15 protein-coding genes are annotated in these 21,803 nt (G+C 74.2%); 10 read left to right on the top strand and 5 right to left on the bottom strand.

Annotation, left to right across the window (positions count from 1 at the left end):
- Window positions 1-85: 85 nt before the first annotated feature.
- Entirely contained in the window at window positions 86-1,414 is a 1,329-nt protein-coding gene (locus tag ACZ45Z_RS22485; protein ID WP_468365128.1) for a copper amine oxidase, read from the bottom strand.
- Window positions 1,415-1,468: 54 nt separating this feature from the next.
- A complete protein-coding gene (locus tag ACZ45Z_RS22480; protein ID WP_468365125.1) occupies window positions 1,469-2,287 on the bottom strand; it encodes a Tat pathway signal sequence domain protein in 819 nt (272 codons plus the stop codon).
- Window positions 2,288-2,503: 216 nt separating this feature from the next.
- On the opposite strand from ACZ45Z_RS22480, the gene glgX reads away from it, so the two are divergent.
- Window positions 2,504-4,684, top strand: coding sequence for a glycogen debranching protein GlgX (glgX, locus tag ACZ45Z_RS22475; protein ID WP_468365123.1), 2,181 nt, complete (start codon window positions 2,504-2,506; stop codon window positions 4,682-4,684).
- Between the two features lie 172 nt (window positions 4,685-4,856).
- On the top strand, window positions 4,857-7,346 hold the full coding sequence (treY, locus tag ACZ45Z_RS22470) for a malto-oligosyltrehalose synthase (protein ID WP_468365120.1): 2,490 nt from the start codon (window positions 4,857-4,859) through the stop codon (window positions 7,344-7,346).
- A 22-nt stretch (window positions 7,347-7,368) separates the two neighbouring features.
- Here treY and ACZ45Z_RS22465 read toward each other — a convergent pair whose 3' ends face one another.
- The gene (locus tag ACZ45Z_RS22465; protein ID WP_468365118.1) at window positions 7,369-8,229 is read right to left on the bottom strand and encodes a LysR family transcriptional regulator; all 861 of its coding nucleotides are present in this window, start codon (window positions 8,227-8,229) and stop codon (window positions 7,369-7,371) included.
- A 116-nt stretch (window positions 8,230-8,345) separates the two neighbouring features.
- Here ACZ45Z_RS22465 and lpdA point away from each other — a divergent pair, with 116 nt between their 5' ends.
- A complete protein-coding gene (gene lpdA, locus ACZ45Z_RS22460) occupies window positions 8,346-9,815 on the top strand; it encodes a dihydrolipoyl dehydrogenase (protein WP_468365115.1) in 1,470 nt (489 codons plus the stop codon).
- 179 nt (window positions 9,816-9,994) lie between these two features.
- Window positions 9,995-12,094 carry a tetracycline resistance ribosomal protection protein Otr(A) gene (gene otr(A), locus ACZ45Z_RS22455; RefSeq protein ID WP_468365112.1) on the top strand — a complete coding sequence of 700 codons (2,100 nt, stop codon included), beginning with the start codon at window positions 9,995-9,997 and terminating at the stop codon, window positions 12,092-12,094.
- A 60-nt stretch (window positions 12,095-12,154) separates the two neighbouring features.
- Here otr(A) and ACZ45Z_RS22450 read toward each other — a convergent pair whose 3' ends face one another.
- Window positions 12,155-12,700 (bottom strand): FHA domain-containing protein, encoded by a 546-nt coding sequence (locus tag ACZ45Z_RS22450; protein ID WP_468365110.1) that lies wholly within the window; start codon window positions 12,698-12,700, stop codon window positions 12,155-12,157.
- A gap of 180 nt (window positions 12,701-12,880) precedes the next feature.
- Between ACZ45Z_RS22450 and treZ the strand changes: the two genes are divergently transcribed.
- Complete coding sequence (gene treZ, locus ACZ45Z_RS22445) at window positions 12,881-14,698, top strand: malto-oligosyltrehalose trehalohydrolase (protein WP_468365108.1); 1,818 nt, start codon at window positions 12,881-12,883, stop codon at window positions 14,696-14,698.
- A gap of 24 nt (window positions 14,699-14,722) precedes the next feature.
- Here the strand turns inward: treZ and ACZ45Z_RS22440 are convergent, their stop codons facing one another.
- Complete coding sequence (locus tag ACZ45Z_RS22440; protein WP_468365105.1) at window positions 14,723-15,256, bottom strand: type 1 glutamine amidotransferase domain-containing protein; 534 nt, start codon at window positions 15,254-15,256, stop codon at window positions 14,723-14,725.
- Between the two features lie 227 nt (window positions 15,257-15,483).
- On the opposite strand from ACZ45Z_RS22440, the gene ACZ45Z_RS22435 reads away from it, so the two are divergent.
- The 5 genes from ACZ45Z_RS22435 to ACZ45Z_RS22415 all read left to right on the top strand — a co-directional run bounded on the left by ACZ45Z_RS22435 (window position 15,484) and on the right by ACZ45Z_RS22415 (window position 21,731).
- Window positions 15,484-17,049, top strand: coding sequence for a PucR family transcriptional regulator (locus tag ACZ45Z_RS22435; protein WP_468365102.1), 1,566 nt, complete (start codon window positions 15,484-15,486; stop codon window positions 17,047-17,049).
- Window positions 17,050-17,139: 90 nt separating this feature from the next.
- A complete protein-coding gene (locus tag ACZ45Z_RS22430; protein WP_468365100.1) occupies window positions 17,140-18,135 on the top strand; it encodes a metallophosphoesterase family protein in 996 nt (331 codons plus the stop codon).
- On the top strand, window positions 18,132-18,791 hold the full coding sequence (locus ACZ45Z_RS22425; RefSeq protein ID WP_468365098.1) for a 4'-phosphopantetheinyl transferase family protein: 660 nt from the start codon (window positions 18,132-18,134) through the stop codon (window positions 18,789-18,791). The genes ACZ45Z_RS22430 and ACZ45Z_RS22425 overlap by 4 nt, the downstream gene beginning before the upstream one ends.
- Before the next feature lie 251 nt (window positions 18,792-19,042).
- Window positions 19,043-19,438 (top strand): hypothetical protein, encoded by a 396-nt coding sequence (locus ACZ45Z_RS22420; RefSeq protein WP_468365096.1) that lies wholly within the window; start codon window positions 19,043-19,045, stop codon window positions 19,436-19,438.
- Window positions 19,439-19,472: 34 nt separating this feature from the next.
- Window positions 19,473-21,731 carry a hypothetical protein gene (locus tag ACZ45Z_RS22415; protein ID WP_468365094.1) on the top strand — a complete coding sequence of 753 codons (2,259 nt, stop codon included), beginning with the start codon at window positions 19,473-19,475 and terminating at the stop codon, window positions 21,729-21,731.
- Window positions 21,732-21,803: the final 72 nt, after the last annotated feature.

The following is a 21,803-nucleotide window of genomic DNA, read 5'->3' as shown; positions in this document are numbered from 1 at the left end:
GAACCCCCGTGCCAACGATCAAGGCAGACTACTGCGGTGTGGGAGGCGGTGCAGCAGGATGGATCGAGTCGTCTGCCAACTCCCCTTACCGGTAGTGCCCGTTGTGCCCGGAAAGCGCGGGTGGCGTGAGCGGATTCATAGCCGTGACGTCGCGCGGTGCGAGCTGGAAGCCCTGCCAGTGGACGGGCATCGGCTCCTGATCCTCGTCCCTGGCGATGTGGTGGAACCCGATATTGACCCACGCGATGGGGTGTTTCAGCGGCTGGCCGTTGACCCAGGCGTCTACGCTCCGGCCGCCGCGGGCTCCGCAGTTGGCCAGGTTGTTGCTGGCGAACTGCTCACATTTGTTGTACTCGGTGAAGTAGACGTCGTGTTTGGTGTAGGCGCGCCCCGTGTACTTGCTCGTGTGGCCCGGCACGATCTCGTACGAGCGCGGGTGGCCGTCCTTGTTCTTGCCGGTGGCGCTCACCACCCGCCACCAGCGCATCGGGCCCGCGTCACCGGCCAGTTCCTTGATGATGGGCTTCCTTGTGGTGCGGATGGTGGGGGTGCGGCCGCCGGGGCGGGTGGTGGTCGTGGAGTCGAACTGCTCGACCTTGTTGGCCGCGGAGCCGTCCAGGCCGAAGTTCAGCCGCCAGAAGACGTTGTGGCTGTGGCTGGTGGCGAAGTCCTTGGCGCCCTTGCCGAGCGGACTGCCGCGGCCGTCGCCCGCGTCGTAGTCATCGGGTGAGACGGTGCCGGTCGCGCCGACCTGCATGGTCATGGTGCCGTCACCGGAGAACCGCCATTCGGTGATGTATTCGTACCAGCCGACCTTGTTGACGGTGTAGAGCAGCAGGTCCTTGCCCTGGAGCTGGTAGGTCCGGGCGCTCTCGCCGGGATAGGTGCCCATGCGGTAGGCGTGGCCGCGGGCGCGGGTGGTGGCGCACAGGCCGGCGACCTCCGGGTGCGCGGGGTCCCAGGCGCCGGGCACCTTGACGGACTTGATGGTGCCGCCGGGGCATTCGGCGGGTGCCAGCTTCTGGAGGCCCTGGGCGAAGCTCTGACCGGTGAGGTCGTCGTATTCGTTGCGGCCGTCGTCGTAGGGCACGTGGATCTGGGCGAGCTTGGCGGTGGTGAGCACCTTGATCGGGGCGCGTTCGCCCTTGGGCTGGTAGGAGATGTCGTCCAGGACGAGGCCGGCGTTGCCTTCGTAGTGCCAGCACATCCGCCAGACGGTGCCGCCGTCCAGCGTCTGGGTGACGCGGTAGGCGGCGCTGCAGCTCGGCGCGGGAGCGGCGGAAGGCGCCGCCGCGGGGGCGGCCCGGGCGGCGGACAGCGGGGCGGTCGCGCCGAGCAGCAGCGGGGCGGCGGCCAGGGCCACGGCGCACCGGCGCGCGCGGCGGCGGGCACGGGCGGTGAGTCTCGGGTGCATGGACGATCTCCTGTACGCGGGAGGCGGCCGGACGGGTGGGGCCGGTGGGCGGGCTCAGCCCAACTGGGCGACGGTGCGGGCGCTGAGGTCGATGACGAAGCGGCGGGTGTCGATCCACCGGCCGTCCTCGACCTTGGTGAACAGGCGTACGCAGCGGTGGGTGCCGCAGGCGCTCAGGGCGCCGGGCGCGTCGCCCTCCGCGCCGCCGCGGTAGACGAAGCCGCTGACGGTGAGCCGGTCGGGGCCGGTCAGGTCGCGCCCGGTGGCGGCGCGGTAGTCCTGGCGCAGGCCGGCGCCGAGCGGGTCGGCGATCAGCAGGCGGGCGGCCTCGACGGCCTCGGGGTGGCTGGGCGGCGGCTGGACACCGTGCTGGGTGTCGGCGGACTCGACCTTGGAGGTGGTGAGGTTGACGGTCTTGGTGAGGTAGGTGTCGTTCCGGTAGTCGTAGAAGGTGACGGTCGCCCGGCGGGGCGGGTCGGCGAGCCCCGCCTCCGAGGGCCCTGGTTCGGCCAGATCGGTGGTGAGGAGCTGGGGCCCCGGCCGCCCGGTGACGTTCCGCGCGGCGGCGCGCACGGGACGGGGCAGCGCCAGGTCCCGGGCGCGCCGCAGCTCGTCGTCGGTCAGCGGATCCCGTCCCCGGCCGCGCTCCCCCTGGGCGCGGGCGCCCTCGACGATGCCGGGCGGCGGCTCCGGGGCGGCGCGGCCGGGGGCGGCACGGTCCGCCGCTACGGGCCTGGCGCCCGGGCCGTTCGCCGCGTCGGCGGCACCGGCGCCGGCGGGCAGCGTGATCGCGACCATGGCGGCCGTGCCCGTCAGCGCGATGGCCGCGCCCGCCACTGTCTTGCCCAGATGGCGGCGCATCACTTTGTGCACGCTCTCCCCCTGCTGTCACGTTCCGTCACACGCATGTCGGTTCCCCCGGGTCGCCCAGTAGGACGATCCGACTTCACGGCAGGTTGCCCAACTTTCAGCGAAGATCTCGCGAAAATCCCCATGTGTAGGTCAAGTTGGGGAAGGATTCCCATTCGGTCCGCGGACGCGTGTCGTGGAGTCGCCGAGCCGCCGAAGAGAAAGTGGAAGAGTCTACGCATGCAGGTCTGGCCGGGACAGATGTATCCGCTGGGTGCCACCTATGACGGGGCGGGCACCAACTTCGCGGTGTTCTCCGAAGCCGCGCACCGAATCGAACTGTGTCTGCTGCACGACGACGGCTCGGAGACCGCCGTCGAGCTGCGGGAAACCGACGCTTTTGTGCGGCACGCCTATCTACCGGGGGTGATGCCCGGGCAGCGCTACGGCTTCCGGGTGCACGGCCCGTACGAGCCGGGAAGGGGTCACCGCTGCAATTCCGCCAAGCTGCTGCTCGACCCGTACGCGCGGGCGATGAGCGGCCGGATCGACTGGGACGAGGCGGTCTACGGCTACCACTTCGGGCGGCCGGAGACACGCAACGACCTCGACTCGGCGCCGCACACCATGGCGTCGGTGGTGGTCAACCCCTACTTCGACTGGGGTGACGACCGCCCGCCGCGCACCGCCTACCACGAGACGGTGCTCTACGAGGCGCACGTCAAGGGATTGACGATGCGCCATCCGGACCTGCCGGAGGAGCTGCGCGGCACGTACGCGGCGCTGGCGCATCCGGCGATCATCGACCATCTGACGAAGCTCGGCGTCACGGCCCTGGAGCTGATGCCGGTCCACCAGTTCGTCGAGGACCACCGGCTGGTGGACGAGGGGCTGACGAACTACTGGGGCTACAACACCATCGGCTTCTTCGCCCCGCACAACACCTACGCGTCCTGGGGTGACCGGGGTCAGCAGGTGCTGGAGTTCAAAACGGCGGTGCGGGCGCTGCACAAGGCCGGCATCGAGGTGATCCTCGACGTGGTCTACAACCACACCGCCGAGGGCAACCACCTCGGCCCGACGCTTTCCTTCCGCGGGCTGGACAACACCTCGTACTACCGGCTGATGGAAGACCAGCGGTATTACATGGACACCACCGGCACCGGGAACTCCCTGCTGATGCGCAGTCCGCACGTGCTCCAGCTCGTGATGGACTCGCTGCGCTACTGGGTGCAGGAGATGCGGGTGGACGGCTTCCGCTTCGATCTGGCGGCCACGCTGGCCCGCCAGTTCCACGAGGTGGACCGGCTGTCGTCGTTCTTCGACCTGGTGCACCAGGACCCGGTCGTCAGCCAGGTCAAGCTGATCGCCGAACCGTGGGACGTCGGCGAGGGCGGCTATCAGGTGGGGAACTTCCCGCCGCTGTGGACGGAGTGGAACGGCAAGTACCGCGACACGGTGCGGGACCTGTGGCGGGGCGAGCCGCGCACGCTTGCCGAGTTCGGGTCCCGGCTGACGGGTTCGTCGGACCTCTACCAGGCCGACGGCCGGCGCCCGATCGCGTCGGTGAACTTCGTGACCTGCCATGACGGCTTCACCCTGCACGACCTGGTCGCGTACAACGAGAAGCACAACGAGGCCAACGGCGAGGACAACCGGGACGGCGAGCGTTTCAACCGGTCCTGGAACTGCGGGGTGGAGGGGCCGACCGACGACCCCTCGGTGCGGCGCCTGCGGACCCGGCAGATGCGGAACTTCATCGCCACCCTGATGCTGTCGCAGGGTGTGCCGATGCTCAGCCACGGCGACGAGTTCGGCCGCAGCCAGCGCGGCAACAACAACGCCTACTGCCAGGACAACGAACTGTCCTGGGTGTGCTGGCCGGAGCCGGCGCGCGCGGCGGACGACGCGGACGGGACGGACGGGGCCGACGGGACGGAGGCGGTTGAGGAGGCCGACGAGGAGCGGGAGCTGCTCGCCTTCGTCCAGCAGATGGTGTGGCTGCGGCGCGAGCATCCGGTCTTCCGGCGCCGCCGGTTCTTCCAGGGCCATCCGGTGGAGGGCACGCCGACCGAGCTGTCCGACATCGCCTGGTTCACCGCCGGCGGCAAGGAGATGGGGCCGCGCGACTGGCAGTCGGTGCACGCCAAATCGCTCACGGTCTTCCTCAACGGCAGCTCGATCTCCGAGCCCGGGCCGCGTGGCGAGCCGATCACGGACGACTCGTTCCTGCTGATGTTCAACGCGCACGAGCAGGACAAGGACTTCACGGTTCCGGCGCATCACGGCAAGCAGTGGCAGGTGGTGGTGGACACCGACCGGCCGCGGGCGGCGGCGGAGGGCAAGGGCGCCAAGGTCAAGGCCGGCGACAAGCTGACGCTCACCGGCCGCAGTCTGCTGGTCCTGCAGCGGCCCACCTAGGCTCCTGCGGGAGACGGGAGACGGGAGACGATGCCCGTACGCCGCTCGGCCGCACGCCGCGGGCCGTGGCGTACGGGCGTCCGGCGCGGGCGCACCGGTGGCGGCTCCCCGGGTCGGATGAAACACCCCCGCCCATGACACAACCCGCCGCCAGCGGGGTACGGGTGTTCCCATGACGCAGCCATCGAGTCCGTCACCGACCGCCACCTACCGGCTGCAGCTCCAGCCGGACTTCCCGTTCGCCGCCGCCGAGCGGGCCGTGCCGTACCTCGCCGCGCTCGGCGTCTCCCACCTGCACCTCTCCCCCCTCCTGGAGGCGGTGCCGGGCTCGACGCACGGCTACGACGTCGTCGACCACTCAGCGGTACGCGGGGAGCTGGGCGGCGAGCGGGGGCTGCGGGCGCTGGCGGCCACGGCCCGGGCGCACGGCCTCGGGCTGATCGCCGACATCGTGCCGAACCACATGGCCGTACCGGTGCCGCTGTCGCTGAACGGGCCGCTGTGGTCGGTGCTGCGCGACGGCCCCGCGTCGCCGTACGCCAAGTGGTTCGACATCGACTGGGACGGCGGGCACGGCGGGCGGCTGCTGCTGCCGGTGCTCGGCGGGCGGATCGGCGAGGAGGCGCGGCACCTGCGCGTCGAGGACGGACTGCTGCGCTATCACGAACACGTCTTCCCGCTGCGCCCCGGGACCGAGCATCTGCCGCCCGAGCGCCTCCTGGACGCCCAGTGGTACCGCCTGGCCTGGTGGCGGCTGGCCCGTAGCGAGCTGAACTACCGACGCTTCTTCACCATTTCGGACCTCATCGGCGTGCGCGTCGAGGAGCCGGAGGTCTTCGAGGCGACCCATGCCACGGTGCTGCGGCTGGTCCGCGAGGGCGTCCTGGACGGGCTGCGCGTCGACCACCCCGACGGCCTGGTGGACCCCGGCGGCTATCTGGCCAAGCTGGACGCCGCGACCGGCGGCCGCTGGACGGTCGTGGAGAAGATCCTGACCGGCGACGAGAGACTCCCGGACGGCTGGGCGTGCGCCGGGACGACCGGTTATGACGCGCTGCGCCACATCGACGGACTGTTCGTCTGCCCGCAGGGCGCCGGCCGGCTCTTCTCCCACTACCGCGACTTCGTCACCCCGCTGGCCGATGAGGGCGGCGACTGGGAGGAGACGGTCCGCCGGGCCGCCTACGAGGTGATCGGCCACGATCTGGCGGCGGAGGTCGAACGGCTGGTGCGCACGGCGGCGCGGATCAGCGCCCGCGAGCCCCGGCCGGGCGACCACGCGCCGTGGGCGCTGCGCCGCGCGATCCGCGAACTGATGGTGCGGCTGCCCGTCTACCGCCCCTACGCCGCGGACACCGACTGCGCCGAGCGGGACGCGGCGATGCTGGACAAGGCGGCGGTGGGCGCCCGCGACGCCTTCCGCGTCCCGGAGGAGGCGCGGGCGGTGGACCTGGTCCGCGATCTGGCGCTGGGCCGGTTCGCGGAGGCCCCGGACTGCGCCGACTTCGCCGACTTCGCCGCGCGCTTCGCCCAGACCGCCTCCGCGCTGCACGCCAAGTCCGTGGAGGACACCGCCTTCTACCGCTATCCGGTGCTGCTGTCGGCCTGCGAGGTCGGCGGCGACCCGGGGGAGCCGGCGCTCGACCCGGAGTCCTTCCACGCGTACTGCGCGCGGATGCAGCGGGAGCGGCCCGCGGCCGGCACGGTGCTCTCCACGCACGACACCAAGCGCAGCGCCGACGTGCGGGCGCGGATCGCGGTGCTGTCGCAGTGCCCGGACCGGTGGCGCGATGTGCTGGCCACGGTGGCCGGCGGCACGGCGGGGCGCCTGGGGGTCACGGGGGTGGACGGGGCGGCGTCGGCGGATCCGATGGTGTCGTGGATGGCCTGGCAGACCGTCTTCGGGCTGGGCGGGCAGGCCGCCGGCGGTCCGTCCGGGGCGGCCGGGCCGGACGGACCGGCCACGGAGCGGGTGGCGCCCGCGGTCCTCAAGGCCGTCCGCGAGGCCGGGCTGCGCACGACGTGGACGGAACGGAACGCGGACTACGAGGACGCCGTGACGGAGTTCGTACGCGGCGGCCCGTGCGGTCCTCCGGCCGCCCCGCTCGGCGCGCTGGAGGAGGATCTGGCGCCCCACATCCGGACGAACGTGCTGGGGGCGGCGCTGCTCCAGCTCACGATGCCGGGGGTGCCCGACCTCTACCAGGGCACCGAGCGGGAGTACGCCGCGCTCGTCGACCCGGACAACCGGCGCCCCGCCCGGTTCCGGCCCGACCTGCTGGCCGAGCTGGACGAGGGGGTGGCGCCGCGCGACCTGTCGGGCGAGAAGCTGCGGCTGACCGCGGCCGCGCTGCGGCTGCGGCGCGCGCGTCCCCAGTGGTTCGGCGCCGCCGGGTCGTACGAGCCGCTGCCCGCGGAAGGACCGGCCGCCGACCACTGTGTGGCGTTCTGCCGCGGCGGCCGGGTGGTGAGCGTCGTGACCCGGCTGTCGCTGCGGCTGGTGGAGACCGGCGGCTGGTGGGACACCGTACTGCGGCTGCCGCCGGGCGGGCCGTGGCGGGAACTGCTGACCGGCCGGGAGATGCCGGGCGGCGCGGTGCTGGGGCTGAACGAGCTGCTGGCGGTGTCGCCGGTGGCGCTGTTCGCGGCGGAGGCGGACTGAGAGCGGGTCGGCGGCGCGTGCCTCAGATGCGCAGCAGCTCGGTGAACTCGGCCGCCGCTCCGGTCAGTTCGACGCGGGAGAAGACGGTGATCTCGCGCCGCCAGGGCGGGTCGGTGGGCACCGCGGCGCAGTCCAGGCCGGTGAGTTCGTGGGCCGCGGTCAGCAGCACGCCGACGCCGGCCGCCGCCATCCGCACGGCGGTCGAGGTGTGCTGGGTCCGCACGGCGGTGAGCGGCGTGAAACCGGCCCGTTCGCACTCCACGTCCAGCCAGCGGCGGCCGTCGATCACCGGTTCCAGCCCGCAGCGCACCCACGGCCGCAGCGCCAGGTCCGCCAGCCGCACCGACCGGCGAGCGGCGAGCGGATCACCGCGCGGCACGACGAGGACCATCTCCTCCTCGCCGACGACGGTGACCGGGCCCGGCCAGTCCTTGGGGCGCGGCCCGAGCGCCATGTCGGCGATGCCGCGCTCCATCCGTTCGGTCAACTCCTCGGTGGTGGCGTACTCGTGGAGGACCAGGCGCACCCCGGGGTGCTCGCGGGCCCAGCGGGCGCAGACCTCGGGGAGCACGCCCACGGCCTGCGCGTGCACCGTCGCGATGTGCAGTTCGCCGCTCTCCGCGCCGGACGCCGCCAGCGCGGCGCGGCGGGCCTGCCGGGCGCTGCGGACGGCGAGTTCGGCGTGCGGGAAGTAGGCCCGGCCCATCGCGGTCAGCCGCACGCCGCGGGTGAGCCGCTCCAGCAGCGGCCCGCCGACGGCCCGCTCCAGGGCCTTGATCTGGTGGGACAGCGCGGACTGGGTGACATGCAGCGCCTCGGCGGCGCGGGTGAAGGACTCCTCCTCGACGACCGCCACCAGGTATTCCATCTGCCGCAGACTCATCGCTGCCCCGTTCCCCCGCGCGGGCCGGCCCCCGGCGCGCGTCATGCACAGCGCTCATGGCCTCCATAGAAACATTGCCTTGGACTCATCGGGGCAGGTGGGCGGAGGCTGACGGCATGGAAACCAACCTGAACCCGGCCCCCGACGCACCCGCGGCCGGCGAGGTGGCGGATGTCGTCGTCATCGGCGGAGGTACCGGTGGCTACAGCACCGCGCTGCGCGCCGCCGCCCTCGGACTGCGGGTGGTGCTCGCCGAACGCGACCTGATCGGCGGCACCTGCCTGCACCGCGGCTGCGTCCCCAGCAAGGCGATGCTGCACGCGGCGGAATTGGTGGACGGCATCGCCGAGGCCCGCGAACGGTGGGGCGTGAAGGCCACGCTGGACGCCGTCGACTGGGACGCGCTCACCGGCACCCGGGACGGCATCGTCACGGCCAACCACCGGGGCGTGGAGGGCCGGTTGGCGCAGGCGGGCGTGCGGGTGATCCGCGGCTCGGCGCGGCTGACCGGTCCCCGGTCGGTGTACGTCGACGGGCCGGGCGGCGGCGCGTTCACCGCCCGGCGCGGCATCGTGCTGGCGACCGGCTCCCGGCCGCGGCGGGTGCCCGGGCTGACGCCGGACGGCCGGCGGATCGTCACCAGCGACGACGCGCTGTTCGCACCGGGCCTGCCGGAGTCCGTACTGGTCCTGGGCGGCGGTGCGATCGGTGTGGAGTACGCGTCCTTCCACCGCTCCATGGGCGCGCGGGTGACGCTCGTCGAGGCCGCGGACCGGCTGCTGCCGCTGGAGGACGAGGACGTCAGCCGCCATCTGGCCCGCGGGCTGAAGAAGCGCGGCATCACCGTCCGTACGGGCTCGACGCTGGTGGGCACCGAGCCGGCGGCCGACGGCGTACGCGCCACCGTACGGACGTCCGGCGGCGCGGAACTCCTGGTGGAGGCGGAGCGGTTGCTGGTCGCGGTGGGGCGGTCCCCGGTGACGGACGGGCTGGATCTGGCGGCGGCCGGGCTGTCGACCGACGCGCGGGGCTTCGTGGCGCCGGCCGACCCCTCGCGGCTGGAGACGGCCGTGCCGGGCATCCATGTGGTCGGCGATCTGCTGCCGCCGCCGTCGCTCGGCCTCGCGCACGCCTCGTTCGCCGAAGGGCTGCTGGTGGCCGAGACGCTGGCGGGCATCCCGTCACCGCCGGTGGACTACGCGGCCGTGCCACGGGTGACGTACTCCAGCCCGCAGACCGCTTCGGTCGGGCTCAGCGAGGCCGAAGCCCGCGCGCGGGGCATCGCGGTCAAGGTCAACACGCTGCCGCTGACGGCGACCGCGAAGGGCATGGTGCACGGGCAGGGCGGCATGGTGAAGGTCGTCGCGGCGGCGGACGGGGCGGGCGGTGAGGCCACCGGCGCGGTGCTCGGTGTCCACATGGTCGGGCCGCACGTGTCGGAGATGATCGCCGAAAGCCAGCTCATCGTGGCGTGGGACGCCGAACCGTCCGACGTCGCCCAGCACGTGCACGCGCATCCGACGCTGTCGGAGGCGGTCGGCGAGGTGTTCTTGACGCTGGCGGGGCGGGGGCTGCACCAGCACTGACGGGGGCGGGAGTCCGGCCGTCGCGACGGGCGGGCGGAAATTCGGTTGCCGTGCCCGTGCCCCACCCGCGAGCATGTCCGGCGTCCGCACGACCTGCTGCCGGGAGCACCGCATGCGCCAAAGCCTCGAAACGACTCAGCGCCCTGACCGGACGACAGTTTTCGAGGTTTCGCCCCGCCATGCAGCCCCCGCTCTCCCCTGCCACCGAGCCCGCCACCGCCCACGACGGTGACCCCCGCGCGCCGCGTCCGGCACCGGCCGCCCGGCGCCCGCGCCGCACCCTGAACATCGGCATCCTCGCGCACGTCGACGCGGGGAAGACCAGCCTCACCGAGCGGCTGCTCTTCGACACCGGTGTCCTCGACCGTCTCGGCAGTGTCGACGGCGGTGACACGCGTACGGACACCGGTGAGCTGGAGCGGCAGCGCGGCATCACGATCCGCTCGGCCGTCGCCTCCTTCACCGTCGGCGCCACCCAGGTCAATCTGCTCGACACCCCCGGCCACAGCGATTTCATCGCCGAGGTCGAACGCGCGCTGGGGGTGCTCGACGGCGCCGTCCTGCTGCTCTCCGCGGTGGAGGGCGTCCAGGCCAGGACGCGGGTGCTGATGAGGACGCTGCGGCGGCTGCGGCTGCCGACGCTGCTGTTCGTCAACAAGATCGACCGGGCGGGCGCCCGGGGTGACGCGCTGCTCGCGGACATCCGCCGCACGCTCGCGCCCCTCGCCGTCCCCATGGCGGCCGTGGACGGCCTCGGCACGCCCCGGGCGCGCGCGACGGCGTACGACCTGGCCGACCCGGTGGTCCGCGCACGGATCGCCGAGACGGTCGCCGAGGTGGACGACGCGATCCTGGCGCAGCTCGTCGGCGCCCAGACCGGCGCCGAGACCGGGGCGGGAAGCGGAACGGGGAGCGGAACGGGGCACGGCGACCCGCTGCCGACCGCGGACCGACTCCGGGCCGCGCTGGCCGCCCGGACCGCCGACGCCTCCCTGCACCCGGTGTACTTCGGGTCGGCGCTCGGCGGCCAGGGGGTCGGCGCCCTCATCGAGGGCATGACCACGCTGATCCCGCCCGCGCCGGTGGGCGGGGACAGTCAGCCGCGCGGCACGGTGTTCGCCGTCCGGCAGCCGCCGCACGGCGAGCGGACGGCGCATGTCCGGCTGTTCGCGGGCGAGTTGCGGCCCCGGCAGCGCGTCGAGCTGCACCGGCGGGACGCGGACGGCGCGAACGTGGCGCTGACCGGCCGGATCACCTCGCTGGAGGTCGTCGGCCGCCCTCCGGGGGACGAGGGCCCGCTCACCGCGGGCGAGATCGCGGTGATCCGCGGGCTGCCCGGCATCCGCACCGGCGACCGCCTGGGGCCGGTACGGGCGAGCGGCGGCGCGGAGGTGCGGGCGGAGCCCGGCCTGTTCCCCTCCCCCACCCTGGAGACGCTCGTACGGGCCCGGAACCCGACGCGGGCCGCCGCGTTGCGTGCCGCGCTGCTGACCCTGGCCGACCAGGACCCGCTGCTGCGCGTCCGCCCGGCGCCCGGCGGCGCGACATCGGTGCTGCTGCACGGCGAGGTGCAGAAGGAGGTCATCGCCGCCACCCTCCGCCAGGAATACGGCGTGGAGCCCGAGTTCGCGGAGAGCCGGGTGGTGTGTGTCGAGCGGCCATCGGGGATCGGCGAGGCGTGCCACGAGATCGCCCGGCGCGGCCACACCGGGGCCTGGGCGACGGTCGGACTGCGCGTCGAACCGGGGCCGCGCGGTTCGGGACCGGCCTTCGCCTACGAGACGGAGCTGGGCGCCCTGCCGCACGGCTTCCACCAGGCCGTCGAGGAGACCGTCCTGGCGACGCTGCGGCGCGGGCCGCGGGGATGGGCGGTGACGGACTGCCGGGTGACGCTGACCCGCTCCGGTTTCGTCGGCCCGCTCAGCACGGCCGGCGACTTCCGCGCGATCACTCCCGTGGTGCTGCTGCGGGCCCTGCGCCGGGCCGGCACCCGCCTCCACGAGCCGTATCACGCCTTCGAGGCCGAACTCCCGCCCGACGCCCTCGCACCGGTCACCGCCCGGCTCGCCGCGCTCGGCGCGCAGATCCGCGAGACGGCGGGCGGGGAGGGTTCCTGGCTGGTCAGCGGGGTGCTGCCGACCCGTCAGGTACGGCAGTGCGAGCGGCTGCTGCCCGGGCTGACCCGCGGCGAAGGAGTGTGGACCTCGCATCCGTCCGGTCCGTCGGGCGACCGCCCGGTACGCGAGGGGGGCGGGCCGACGCCGGGAGAGGGCGGCTGAGCCGGCCCGGCCCAACGGGGGACAAAGGGCGGGCCCACGACGGCCGCCGCGCCGCCCGGCTCAGGCTTGGGTCAGTACGTAATCCACCCGGCCGAAGGTGATGTGATCGCCCGGGCCGACCGCCACCTCGCCCACCACCCGGCGCCCGTTGACGCAGGTGCCGTTGGTGGAGCCGAGATCGCGCAGCAGCCAGCCCTGGCCGGCGCTGCGCAGCTCGGCGTGCGCGCGGGAGACCGTTTCGTGGTTGAGCCGCAGGCCCACGCCGGGCGCCCGGCCGATGAGCAGCGGATGGGGGCCGGGCGCCGGCAGCAGGAGCTTGGGCAGTCGCTCCGTACGCCAGGCCCGGCGCACCCTGAGGTGGAAGCCGGACACCCGGCCGACCATCCGCAGGAGCGACCCCTGGACCTTGCCGCGGCTCTCCAAGTCGGCGGTGGCCAGGTCGAGTTCGGCGTTGTGCTGGGCGGTCAGGACGAGCTCCAGGCGCCGCAGGAAGGTGTCCTGGGACAGCCGGCCCTGTGCCGCGCCCTCGCGCAGCAGGTCGAGGGCGCGTTCCCGGTCGGCGTCCGACGGGCGCGCCGGCCGCGCGGGGAACTCGAGCGAAGTCATGCCGTGATTCTCCGGCCACCGCGAGCCGCTGTCCAGGCAGTGTGTGCGCGGGGCCGCGGCTCCCCGGAACAGCCCAGCGCGAGGGGCCGATGTCGGCCACCCCGCCACGTCGGACTGACGGGTGGCGTGGTGGCGTGCTTTCTTCGTGAGGGGGCCGGGAGCGAACGAAGGAGTGCAGCCGTGCTGTTCGAGGTGTGGGCGCCGAGCGCCGGACGGGTCGCCCTGCGGTGGGCGGGCGACCGGGCGGACGAACCGGCGGTGCCGATGGAGCGCGAGAGGGCGCGGGACGGCTGGTGGCGCGCCGAGGCACCGGCCGCCGACGGGGACCGCTACGCCTTCCAGGTCGACGACGGGCCGCCGCTGCCCGATCCGCGCGCCGTCCGCCTGCCCGACGGGCCCGGCGGCCCGGGCGCGGTCGTCGACCACGGCCGGTTCGCCTGGCGGCATCCGTGGCCGGGCCGTCCGCTGCCCGGCGCGGTCCTCTACGAGCTGCACATCGGCACGTTCACCCCCGAGGGCACCTTCGACGCGGCCGCCGCGCGCCTCCCCCACCTCGCCGAGCTCGGCGTCACCCACCTGTCGCTGATGCCGGTCTGCCCGTTCCCCGGCGCCCACGGCTGGGGCTACGACGGGATCGCGCCCTGGGCGGTGCACGAGCCGTACGGCGGGCCCGACGGGCTCAAGCGGCTCGTGGACGCGGCTCACGGCCACGGGCTGGGTGTCGTCCTGGACGTGGTGCACAACCATCTCGGGCCGTCGGGCAACCATCTGCCGCGGTTCGGGCCGTACTTCACCGACACCCACCACACGCCGTGGGGCGCGGCCGTCAACCTGGACGCGCCCGGCTCCGACGAGGTGCGCGCGTATCTGGTGGGCAGCGCGCTGAGCTGGTTGCGCGACTACCGGATCGACGGGCTGCGGCTGGACGCCGTGCACGCGCTGCACGACACCCGCGCCCGGCACTTCCTGGCCGAGCTGTCCGACGCGGTGGACGCGCTCGCCGGCCATCTGCGCCGCCCGCTGTTCCTGATCGCCGAGTCCGACCAGAACGATCCGCGTACCACCACGCCCCGTGCGCACGGCGGCCACGGCCTGCACGCCCAGTGGAACGACGACTTCCACCACGCCCTGCACACCGCCCTCACCGGCGAATCGCAGGGCTACTACGCCGACTTCGCCCGCGCCCCGCTGGCCGCCCTCGCCAAGACGCTGACCGGCGGCTTCTTCCACGACGGCGGCTACTCCAGCTTCCGCGGCCGGGCGCACGGCGCGCCCCTGGACCGGCGGGTGACGCCGCCGCACCGGCTGCTGGCCTACGCCCAGACCCACGACCAGATCGGCAACCGGGCGCTCGGTGACCGGCTCGCGGCGGCCCTCTCCCCCGGCCTGCTCGCGTGCGCGGCGGCGCTGGTGCTGTGCTCGCCGTTCACGCCGATGCTGTTCATGGGTGAGGAGTGGGGGGCGCGGACGCCCTGGCAGTACTTCACCGACCACACCGACCCGGACCTGGCCGAGGCGGTGCGGGCCGGGCGCCGCCGGGAGTTCGCCGCGCACGACTGGGCGGCGCAGGGCGCGTCCGGCGCGCCGGAGGACTGGCCCGATCCGCAGGATCCTGCCACCCGGGACCGCTGCGTCCTGGACTGGGCGGAGCCGGCCACCGAGCCGCACGCCGCGCTGCTGGCGTGGTACCGGACGCTGCTGGCGCTGCGCCGCGACCACCCGGCGCTGACCGATCCCGATCCGGCGGCCACCGGCGTCACCTACGACGAGCGGGCCCGCTGGCTGCTGCTGCGCCGCGGGCCGCTGCGGGTGGCGGTGAACCTCTCGCCGGACACCACGGCGGCGATCCCCACGGCGGCCGGGCCCCCGGCACCCCTGCGCACGCTGGCCGCGTGGGGCGAGGCGCCCCTCCCGGACGGCGACGGCGACGGTAGCGGCGGCGCGGCCGAGGGCGTGCTGCGGCTGCCGCCGGAGTCGGCGGTGGTGCTCGGCCCGTAGGAGACGGGAGTTTGACGGCAGGGCCTAGTGGGAGAACTCCGCGATGAAGGCCGAGCAGAACGCCTCCAGGTCCGCCGGCTTACGGCTGGTGATCAGCGTGTTGGGCCCGCCGGTGCAGATCTTGACCTGCTCGTCGACCCAGGTGCCGCCCGCGTTGCGGATGTCGGTCCGCAGGCTGGGCCAGGAGGTCAGGGTCCGGCCGCGTACCACGTCCGCCTCGACCAGCGTCCATGGCGCGTGGCAGATCGCGGCGACCGGCTTGCCGGCGTCGAAGAACGACTTGGCGAACGCCACGGCCGCCTCGTCCAGGCGCAGCGCGTCGGGGTTGGCGACCCCGCCGGGCAGCACCAGGCCGTCGAAGTCCGCCGCGGACGCCTCGCCGACGGTCAGGTCGACGGGGAAGGTGTCGGCCTTGTCCAGATGGTTGACCGCCTGCACCTTCCCGTCCGTGGTGGAGATCAGCTTCGGGGTGCCGCCCGCGTCGGTCACCGCGCGCCACGGCTCGGTCAGCTCGACCTGTTCGGTGCCCTCGGGGGCCACCAGAAACGCCACCTGCATACCGCGTTCACGTCCCTTCGTCTCGGCCGCTCCCGGCCGGCGGGCCTGGTCCGCCGGCCGGCCGGGCGCGGTCGCCGGGTCGGTCCGGGGGGAGGTCTCCCCCTCTTCAGTCGACCATAACGGGACACGGCCATAACGGGACATACGGCCCGGGTCCGTCCCCAAGGCGCCCACCCGCCCGGTCGCCTGATCGTCCACTCGTGCCCTCCCTGATGGACACTATGTCTATGCCCCTGCGTATCTCCGATCTCCTGGCCCGGCCCGACCTCGGCCTGGCGGTCACCTACGACGTGCCGCCGGAGCTGCTGGCCCGCACCATCGAGGCGGCGACCGTCTCGGATCTGCTGACCCCGGGGAAATGGCTGGAGGGCGGCGAACTGCTCATGACCATCGGCCTGTTGCTGCCCATGGAACCGGCCGCCTGCCGCGCCTACGTACGGGACGTGGCCGAGGGCGGAGCGGCCTGTCTGGCGCTCGGGCTGGGCCGGGGGCTGCCGTACGAGGAGGCCCCCGAGCCGCTGGTGACGGCCGCCCGGCAGGCGGGGCTGCCGCTGCTGACGGTGCCGGACGAGGTGCCGTTCATCGCCGTCACCAAGGCCGTCTTCGACGCGCGGGCCGACGAGCAGCGGGAGGTGCTGCACCGGGCCTTCGCCACCCAGCGGCGGCTGACGGCCGCGGCGGCCGGCAACGGACTGCGGCCGATGCTGGAGGAGTGGACGGCGGCCACGGGCGTGGGCGCGGCGGTCCTCGATCCGCTGGGGCGGGTGCTCGCGGCGGGCGAACGGGCGGGCGGGCAGGCCGCCGGACCGCCGCCGGAGCAGGCGCGCGACCTGATCGAACGGGTCGCCGCGCGCGGCCTGCGCGGCAGCGCTTCCAGCACGGCGGAGGGCCGGCAACTGGAGGTCCAGCCGCTGGGCGCCCGCCGGCTGCGCGGCCTGCTGCTGCTGACCGGCCGCCCCGACGCCGCCGCCCGGTCCGTCGTCCCGGGCCTGGTCTCGCTGCTCTCCCTGGAGCTGGAGCGCCGCCACCTGCGCGATGAGCCCGAGCGCCGCCGCAGGTCGGCGCTGCTCTCGGAACTGCTGGCCGGCGAGGAGCTGCCGCCCGGCCGGGCCCGGGACCTGCTCGCCTCGGCGGGCCTGACCGCCGAGCGGGTGCGGGCGGTCGTGGTGGAGCCGGCCGCGGACGGCCCGGACGCCGCCGACGGCGCGGCCGCCGAGATGGCCGCCGATCTGGCGCTGGCGATGCCGGGTGGACTGGTCAGGGTCGGGGACGGGGTCATCGAGGCGGTGGCCGGCGAGGACCTGGACGTCCGTGAGGTGCTCGGCCGGTTCGCCCCGCACCGCCCGGCCGGCATCGGGCCGGCCACCGCACCGGAGGCGGTCCGGGTGTCCCTGCGCCAGGCGGCCGGCCTGCTCGCCGTCAGCCGGGCCGGCGGAGAGCCGGCCGAGGCCCGGCAGAGCCAGGCCAGCCGGCTGCTGCTCGACCTGGGCGACCGCCGTACGCTGCACGGCTACGCCGACACCGTGCTCGGCCCGCTCGATCTCGCCGACCACGGCGAGGAGTTGATCGCCACCCTGGCGGCCTGGCTGGAGACCGGCGGGGCCTGGGACGCCACCAGCCGTCGGCTCGGCGTCCACCGCCACACCGTGCGCAACCGCCTCGACAAGGCCATGGACCTCACCGGCCGCCGCCTGGAGGACCCCGACGACCGCTTCGACCTCTGGCTCGCCACCCGCATCCGCGGCGGCGGCCCCTCCCCCGGCACCGGCGGGGCCTCCGACCCGCTCCTGTAGGCCCTGTCGTCAAGCTCCCGTCCGCCCCGATCGTCCCCGCACACGGAAACGTTCCGGCAACCGTCGCCGCCGTCCGGTTTACTTCGTACGGTGAGCTACGAGATCCGCACCCTCGATCCCTCGGCGGCGACCGCGCCGGGCCCCTCGCGCGGCGGCGGCCGCGGCAAGCTGGTGGCCGTCAGCGATCTGCACGTCCGGTACGCCGAAAACCGCGACATCGTCGAGCGGCTGCGGCCGGAGTCCGACGACGACTGGCTGCTGGTCGCCGGTGACCTCGGCGAGTACGTCGCCGACATCCGCTGGGCCCTGACCGTGCTCAGGGACCGCTTCGCCAAGGTCGTGTGGGTGCCGGGCAATCACGAGCTGTGGACGCCGTCCAACGATCCGGTGCAACTGCGGGGCGTCGCGCGCTACGAGCATCTGGTCGCCCTCTGCCGGGAGTTGGGGGTCCTGACGCCGGAGGATCCGTATCCGGTGTGGGAGGGCGAGGGCGGTCCGGTCGTCATCGCGCCGCTGTTCGTGCTCTACGACTACACGTTCCGGCCGCCGGGGGTGGACTCCAAGGAGGCGGCGCTCGCCCTCGCCGAGGAGGCCGGGGTGGTGTGCACCGACGAGTTCTTCCTGCATCCGGACCCGTATCCGACGCGGGAGGCGTGGTGCCGGGCCCGGCTGGCCGCTACCGAGGCCAGACTCGCCGCCATACCCCAGGAGTTGCCCACCGTGCTCGTCAACCACTTCCCGCTGGTCCGGGAACCGACGCGGCCGCTGCGGTATCCGGAGTTCGCCCTGTGGTGCGGCACGAAGGCGACCGCCGACTGGCCGCGCCGGTTCCGGGCCGCCGCGGTCGTCTACGGCCATCTGCACATCCCCCGCCTCCTGGTCTGCGACGGGGTGCCGCACCAGGAGGTATCGCTCGGCTACCCGCGCGAGTGGCGGCGCCGCACGGGCCCACCCGGCCGCCCGGTCCAGGTCTTCCCCGCCACGGCGCCGGCCCCTGCGGGCACCGCGGGTGCCACAGAGGCCACTGGCACTACGGGCACCGCCGGCACCACGGAGAGCGACGTCACCCCCAGGAGGCCCGCGTGATCGACAAGCTGCTGCCCGCCCCGATCGTGACCGCCGAGGCGTTCCACGACGACCCGCTCTCGGCGATGTTCCCCGAGGAACGCGAGGCGGTGGCCACGGCGGTCCCGGCGCGGCAACGGGAGTTCGGCACCGTACGCGGCTGCGCCCGCACCGCCCTGTCGGCGCTCGGTTTCGCCCCGGCACCGCTGCTGCCCGGCCCGGACCGGGCGCCGCGCTGGCCGGCGGGCGTCGTCGGAGCGATGACCCACTGCACCGGTTACCGCGCCGCCGCGGTGGCCCGTTCGGCGGACGTCCTGACCCTCGGGCTGGACGCGGAGCCCAACGAGCCGATCGACGACCCCGGTGTGACCGCCCTGGTCTCCCTCCCCGAGGAACGCGCCCAGTTCCCCCGCCTGGCCGCCGCCCAACCCGAAGTCTGCTGGGACCGCCTGCTGTTCAGCGCCAAGGAGAGCGTCTACAAGGCGTGGTATCCCCTCACGGGCCGCTGGCTGGACTTCCACGAGGCCCATCTGACCCTCGACCCCACGGACGCCACCTTCACCGCCCGCTTCCTCGTACCGGGTCCCGTGGTCGCCGGCCGGGAGATCACCGAGTTCACCGGCCGGTGGCTCGTCGCCTCGGGGCTGGTGGTGACGGCGATCGCGATGCCGGCGTGAGCGGGGCGCTCCCCGCGGGGTGTCCGGGCGGGGCGCTCCGGGCGCCCGCCCTCGTCCGGCGCCCGTCGGCGGGTGGCTGAAAATCGCTCGGCGACAGACGGGCGAAACGTCGGCGCTACGGGACGAATGCGCCTGACTCAGCGCGGAGTTGACTGCCCGTTGGGCGACTTCGGGACATTCTCCCAAGGGACGCGACAGCGACCGCTTCGGTCACCTAGCGTGAGCCTCCGTGCGGGAAAAAGGGGGAGCACATGGATCCGCTCACAGCCACTGCCGCGGCCGCGGTCGCCTTGGTCGTCAAGGGCTTGCTGGAGACCGTCGGCCAGGAAGCGGGCCGGTCCGGCTGGGGCGGCGGCGCGCGACTGCTCGCGCGCATGCGCACCCGTTTCCGCGGTGACGGCGACGCGGTGGGCGCGCTCGACCGCGTCGAGCGGAGCCCCGACGACGAGAGCGCGCGGGAGGAGCTGCAGCGGATGCTGCTGGCCCATATGCTGCGCGACCGCGATTTCGAGGCGGACATCCGGCGGCAGGTCGACGAGGCCGTGGCGGCCCAGGGCGGCAAGGCCCAGGTGAACGCCGCGCTCATCAAGAACGCCCAGGTCTTCAACGAGAAGGTGGAGATTCAGGGCGACTGGAACATCTCCTGAAGCGCTCCGCACCGGCACGGAAGACCGAGAGTTCATGAGCGAGGAACCACCGGCCGACGGCGCCGCACACGGCGACGGGCCGGGCGCCGGCCCCGATCGTCCGGGCGGCGGACCCGATCGCCCCGACGGCCGCGCGTCGTCCGAGCCGGAGCGCCACCATGAGGACAGCGACGGCCCGGTCAGCGAGTCACACGCCCTCCAGGCGCTGGTCCGGGGCGGCGGCCAGGACGAGGCGGAGCGCTCCGAGGCGGTGCGCGCGGGCGCGATCGCCGATCTCATCGCCGAGCGCCTGAACGCCGACGCCTCCGGCACCCGGATCGGCACCCTGGCCCTGTTCAACGAGTCCGTCAGCTTCGGCGGCGGCTTCCACACCGGCGGCCGAGCCGGTGCCCGCCCGCCGGCCGGAGCCGCCACCGCCCCGCTCGACGAGGCCGAACTCACCGAATTCACCGAGCTGTACCTCTATCCCGACCACTACGACGAAGCGCTGGAGCTGCTCCGCGAGCGCCATCTGCTGGTGCTGACGGGGCCCCCGGGCACCGGTCGCGAGGCCGCCGCCGTCAACCTCCTCGCCGAGGTGATGGCCCTCGACGGCACCGGCGGCGGTGGCTGCCACCGCGTCTTCGAACCGGCCGGGATCGCCGCGCCCGGCTGGGAGCCTCCCGCCGAGAACAGCGGATACGTCGCCCTCCTCGACGACGGTCCGGCGGGGGCCCGCTCCTTCGGCGCGGCCGAACTGCGCGGACTGGCCGGGACGATGGCCCGCCTCAAGGCCGCGCGGAGCCATCTGGTGCTGGTCGGCGGCCACGCCCTCACCGTCGCCGCGTCCGGCGTCGACGGGCTCGCCCGGCATCACCTGGCCGCCGTGGACCCGGTGGCCATCGTCGAGCGCCGGGTGCTCGGCCACGGCGCCGAGCGGGAGACGACGCGCGAGCTGCGTGCCCTGCTGGAGACGACCGGTGCCGTCGCCGCGCTGCGCGAACGCCCCTCGGCGCGGCACGCCGCCCGGCTGGCGTCCGTCATCACGGCCGACGGTGACCTGGCCGCCGAGGTCGCCACGCTGCGCGACCCCAGCGACCAGGTGCACACCTGGTTCCGCACCCACCGCGAGCCGGAGGCGATCGCCTTCGCCCTGGCCGCGGCCGTGCTGGAGGACAGCGGCTACCTGACGGTCGCCGACGCCGCCATGGCGCTGCGCAACGCCCTCGCACCGACCGATGACGCACCGCCCGACATCCGTTTCCGCGACCGCCTCGGCTATGAACAGCCCTGGATCGAGCTGGTCTTCACCGAGCCGGGAGCCACCGCGGGCCCGCCCCGCGTGCGCTTTCGCAGCTCGCTGCTGCGCCAGGTGGTGCTCGCCTACGCGTGGACCACCCTCGACGGGCGCCGGGAGGCGGTCCTCGGCTGGCTGCGCCGACTGCTCACCCACTCCGACCTGGAGGTACGGGCCCGGGCGGCGGTGGCGGCCGGGGTCCTGGCCTGGGCCGACCACCACTACGCCGTGCACCGGTTCCTGAAGTCCTGGGCGGCCAGCACCTCCTGGCCCGTACGCCAGGCCGCGGCGACGGCGCTGGGCCTGGCCGGCAGCAGGCCGGAAGCGGCCGAGGCGGTCTGGACGGTGCTGCACAACTGGGCGTGCGGCGGCTCCTCGGCGTACGAGCGCCGGCTGGCCGGATCGGCGGCCAACGCCGTGGGCGGACTGCTCGGCAAGAGCGCCCCCGAGCGCGCCCTCGGTGTGCTGCGCGCCGCGCTCGACCGCGAGGACGACTGGGGCACCCTGACCCCCGTCGCCTGGGGCGGCGTCCACCTCATCCACCAGGGCCGGGCCGGTCATGTGCTGCGCGCCTACCTCGACTGGTCCGCCCCGCAGGATCTGTCGCCCATGGTGGTCAAGACGCTGTCCGCGTTCGTCTTCGCGCTGTCCCAGCCGTACGAGGAGACCGCCCGCGGCGCGACCGGCGCCGAGAGCGGCACCGTGCCCGGCGTCCCCGTGCTGCTGAGCGGGCTGGCCGAACACCGCGCGTCGACCGCCGAGTTGTGGGCGCGCGCACTGGCCAGGAAACCCGTACAGGACGCGGCACTCGACGCGCTGCGCAAGTGGATCGACGACTTCGCCGACCGCTGCCCGGGGGCGCCGGACGAGATCCGCCGGCTGCTCGTGGACATCGCGCGCCGGCCCGGCAAGCACCGCGAGCGGCTCCTGTGGTGGCTGGCGAAGTGGGCCGACGACCGCGAGCGCCCCTCCCGGCGCTCCGCCTCCTTGCGCCTGGCCGTGGAACGGGCGACCTAGCGGTCCGGGAAAACAGCAGGCGCGGGAGCGCCCCCGCTCGGGCGGGGGAGCCCCGCGAGGACGGACGTGAGA

Source organism: Streptomyces sp. NPDC031210 (assembly GCF_055570395.1).
Note: the sequence above shows the minus strand (reverse complement) of the source record. Positions and strands in the feature narration are given on the sequence as shown.

Excerpts from the sequence above, each read along its gene's own strand:
- ACZ45Z_RS22485 (WP_468365128.1), bottom strand. The coding sequence starts at position 1,414 with ATGCACCCGAGACTCACCGCCCGTGCCCGCCGCCGCGCGCGCCGGTGC.
- glgX (WP_468365123.1), top strand. The coding sequence starts at position 2,504 with ATGCAGGTCTGGCCGGGACAGATGTATCCGCTGGGTGCCACCTATGAC.
- treY (WP_468365120.1), top strand. The coding sequence starts at position 4,857 with ATGACGCAGCCATCGAGTCCGTCACCGACCGCCACCTACCGGCTGCAG.
- ACZ45Z_RS22465 (WP_468365118.1), bottom strand. The coding sequence starts at position 8,229 with ATGAGTCTGCGGCAGATGGAATACCTGGTGGCGGTCGTCGAGGAGGAG.
- lpdA (WP_468365115.1), top strand. The coding sequence starts at position 8,346 with ATGGAAACCAACCTGAACCCGGCCCCCGACGCACCCGCGGCCGGCGAG.
- ACZ45Z_RS22450 (WP_468365110.1), bottom strand. The coding sequence starts at position 12,700 with ATGACTTCGCTCGAGTTCCCCGCGCGGCCGGCGCGCCCGTCGGACGCC.
- ACZ45Z_RS22440 (WP_468365105.1), bottom strand. The coding sequence starts at position 15,256 with ATGCAGGTGGCGTTTCTGGTGGCCCCCGAGGGCACCGAACAGGTCGAG.
- ACZ45Z_RS22435 (WP_468365102.1), top strand. The coding sequence starts at position 15,484 with ATGCCCCTGCGTATCTCCGATCTCCTGGCCCGGCCCGACCTCGGCCTG.
- ACZ45Z_RS22420 (WP_468365096.1), top strand. The coding sequence starts at position 19,043 with ATGGATCCGCTCACAGCCACTGCCGCGGCCGCGGTCGCCTTGGTCGTC.
- ACZ45Z_RS22415 (WP_468365094.1), top strand. The coding sequence starts at position 19,473 with ATGAGCGAGGAACCACCGGCCGACGGCGCCGCACACGGCGACGGGCCG.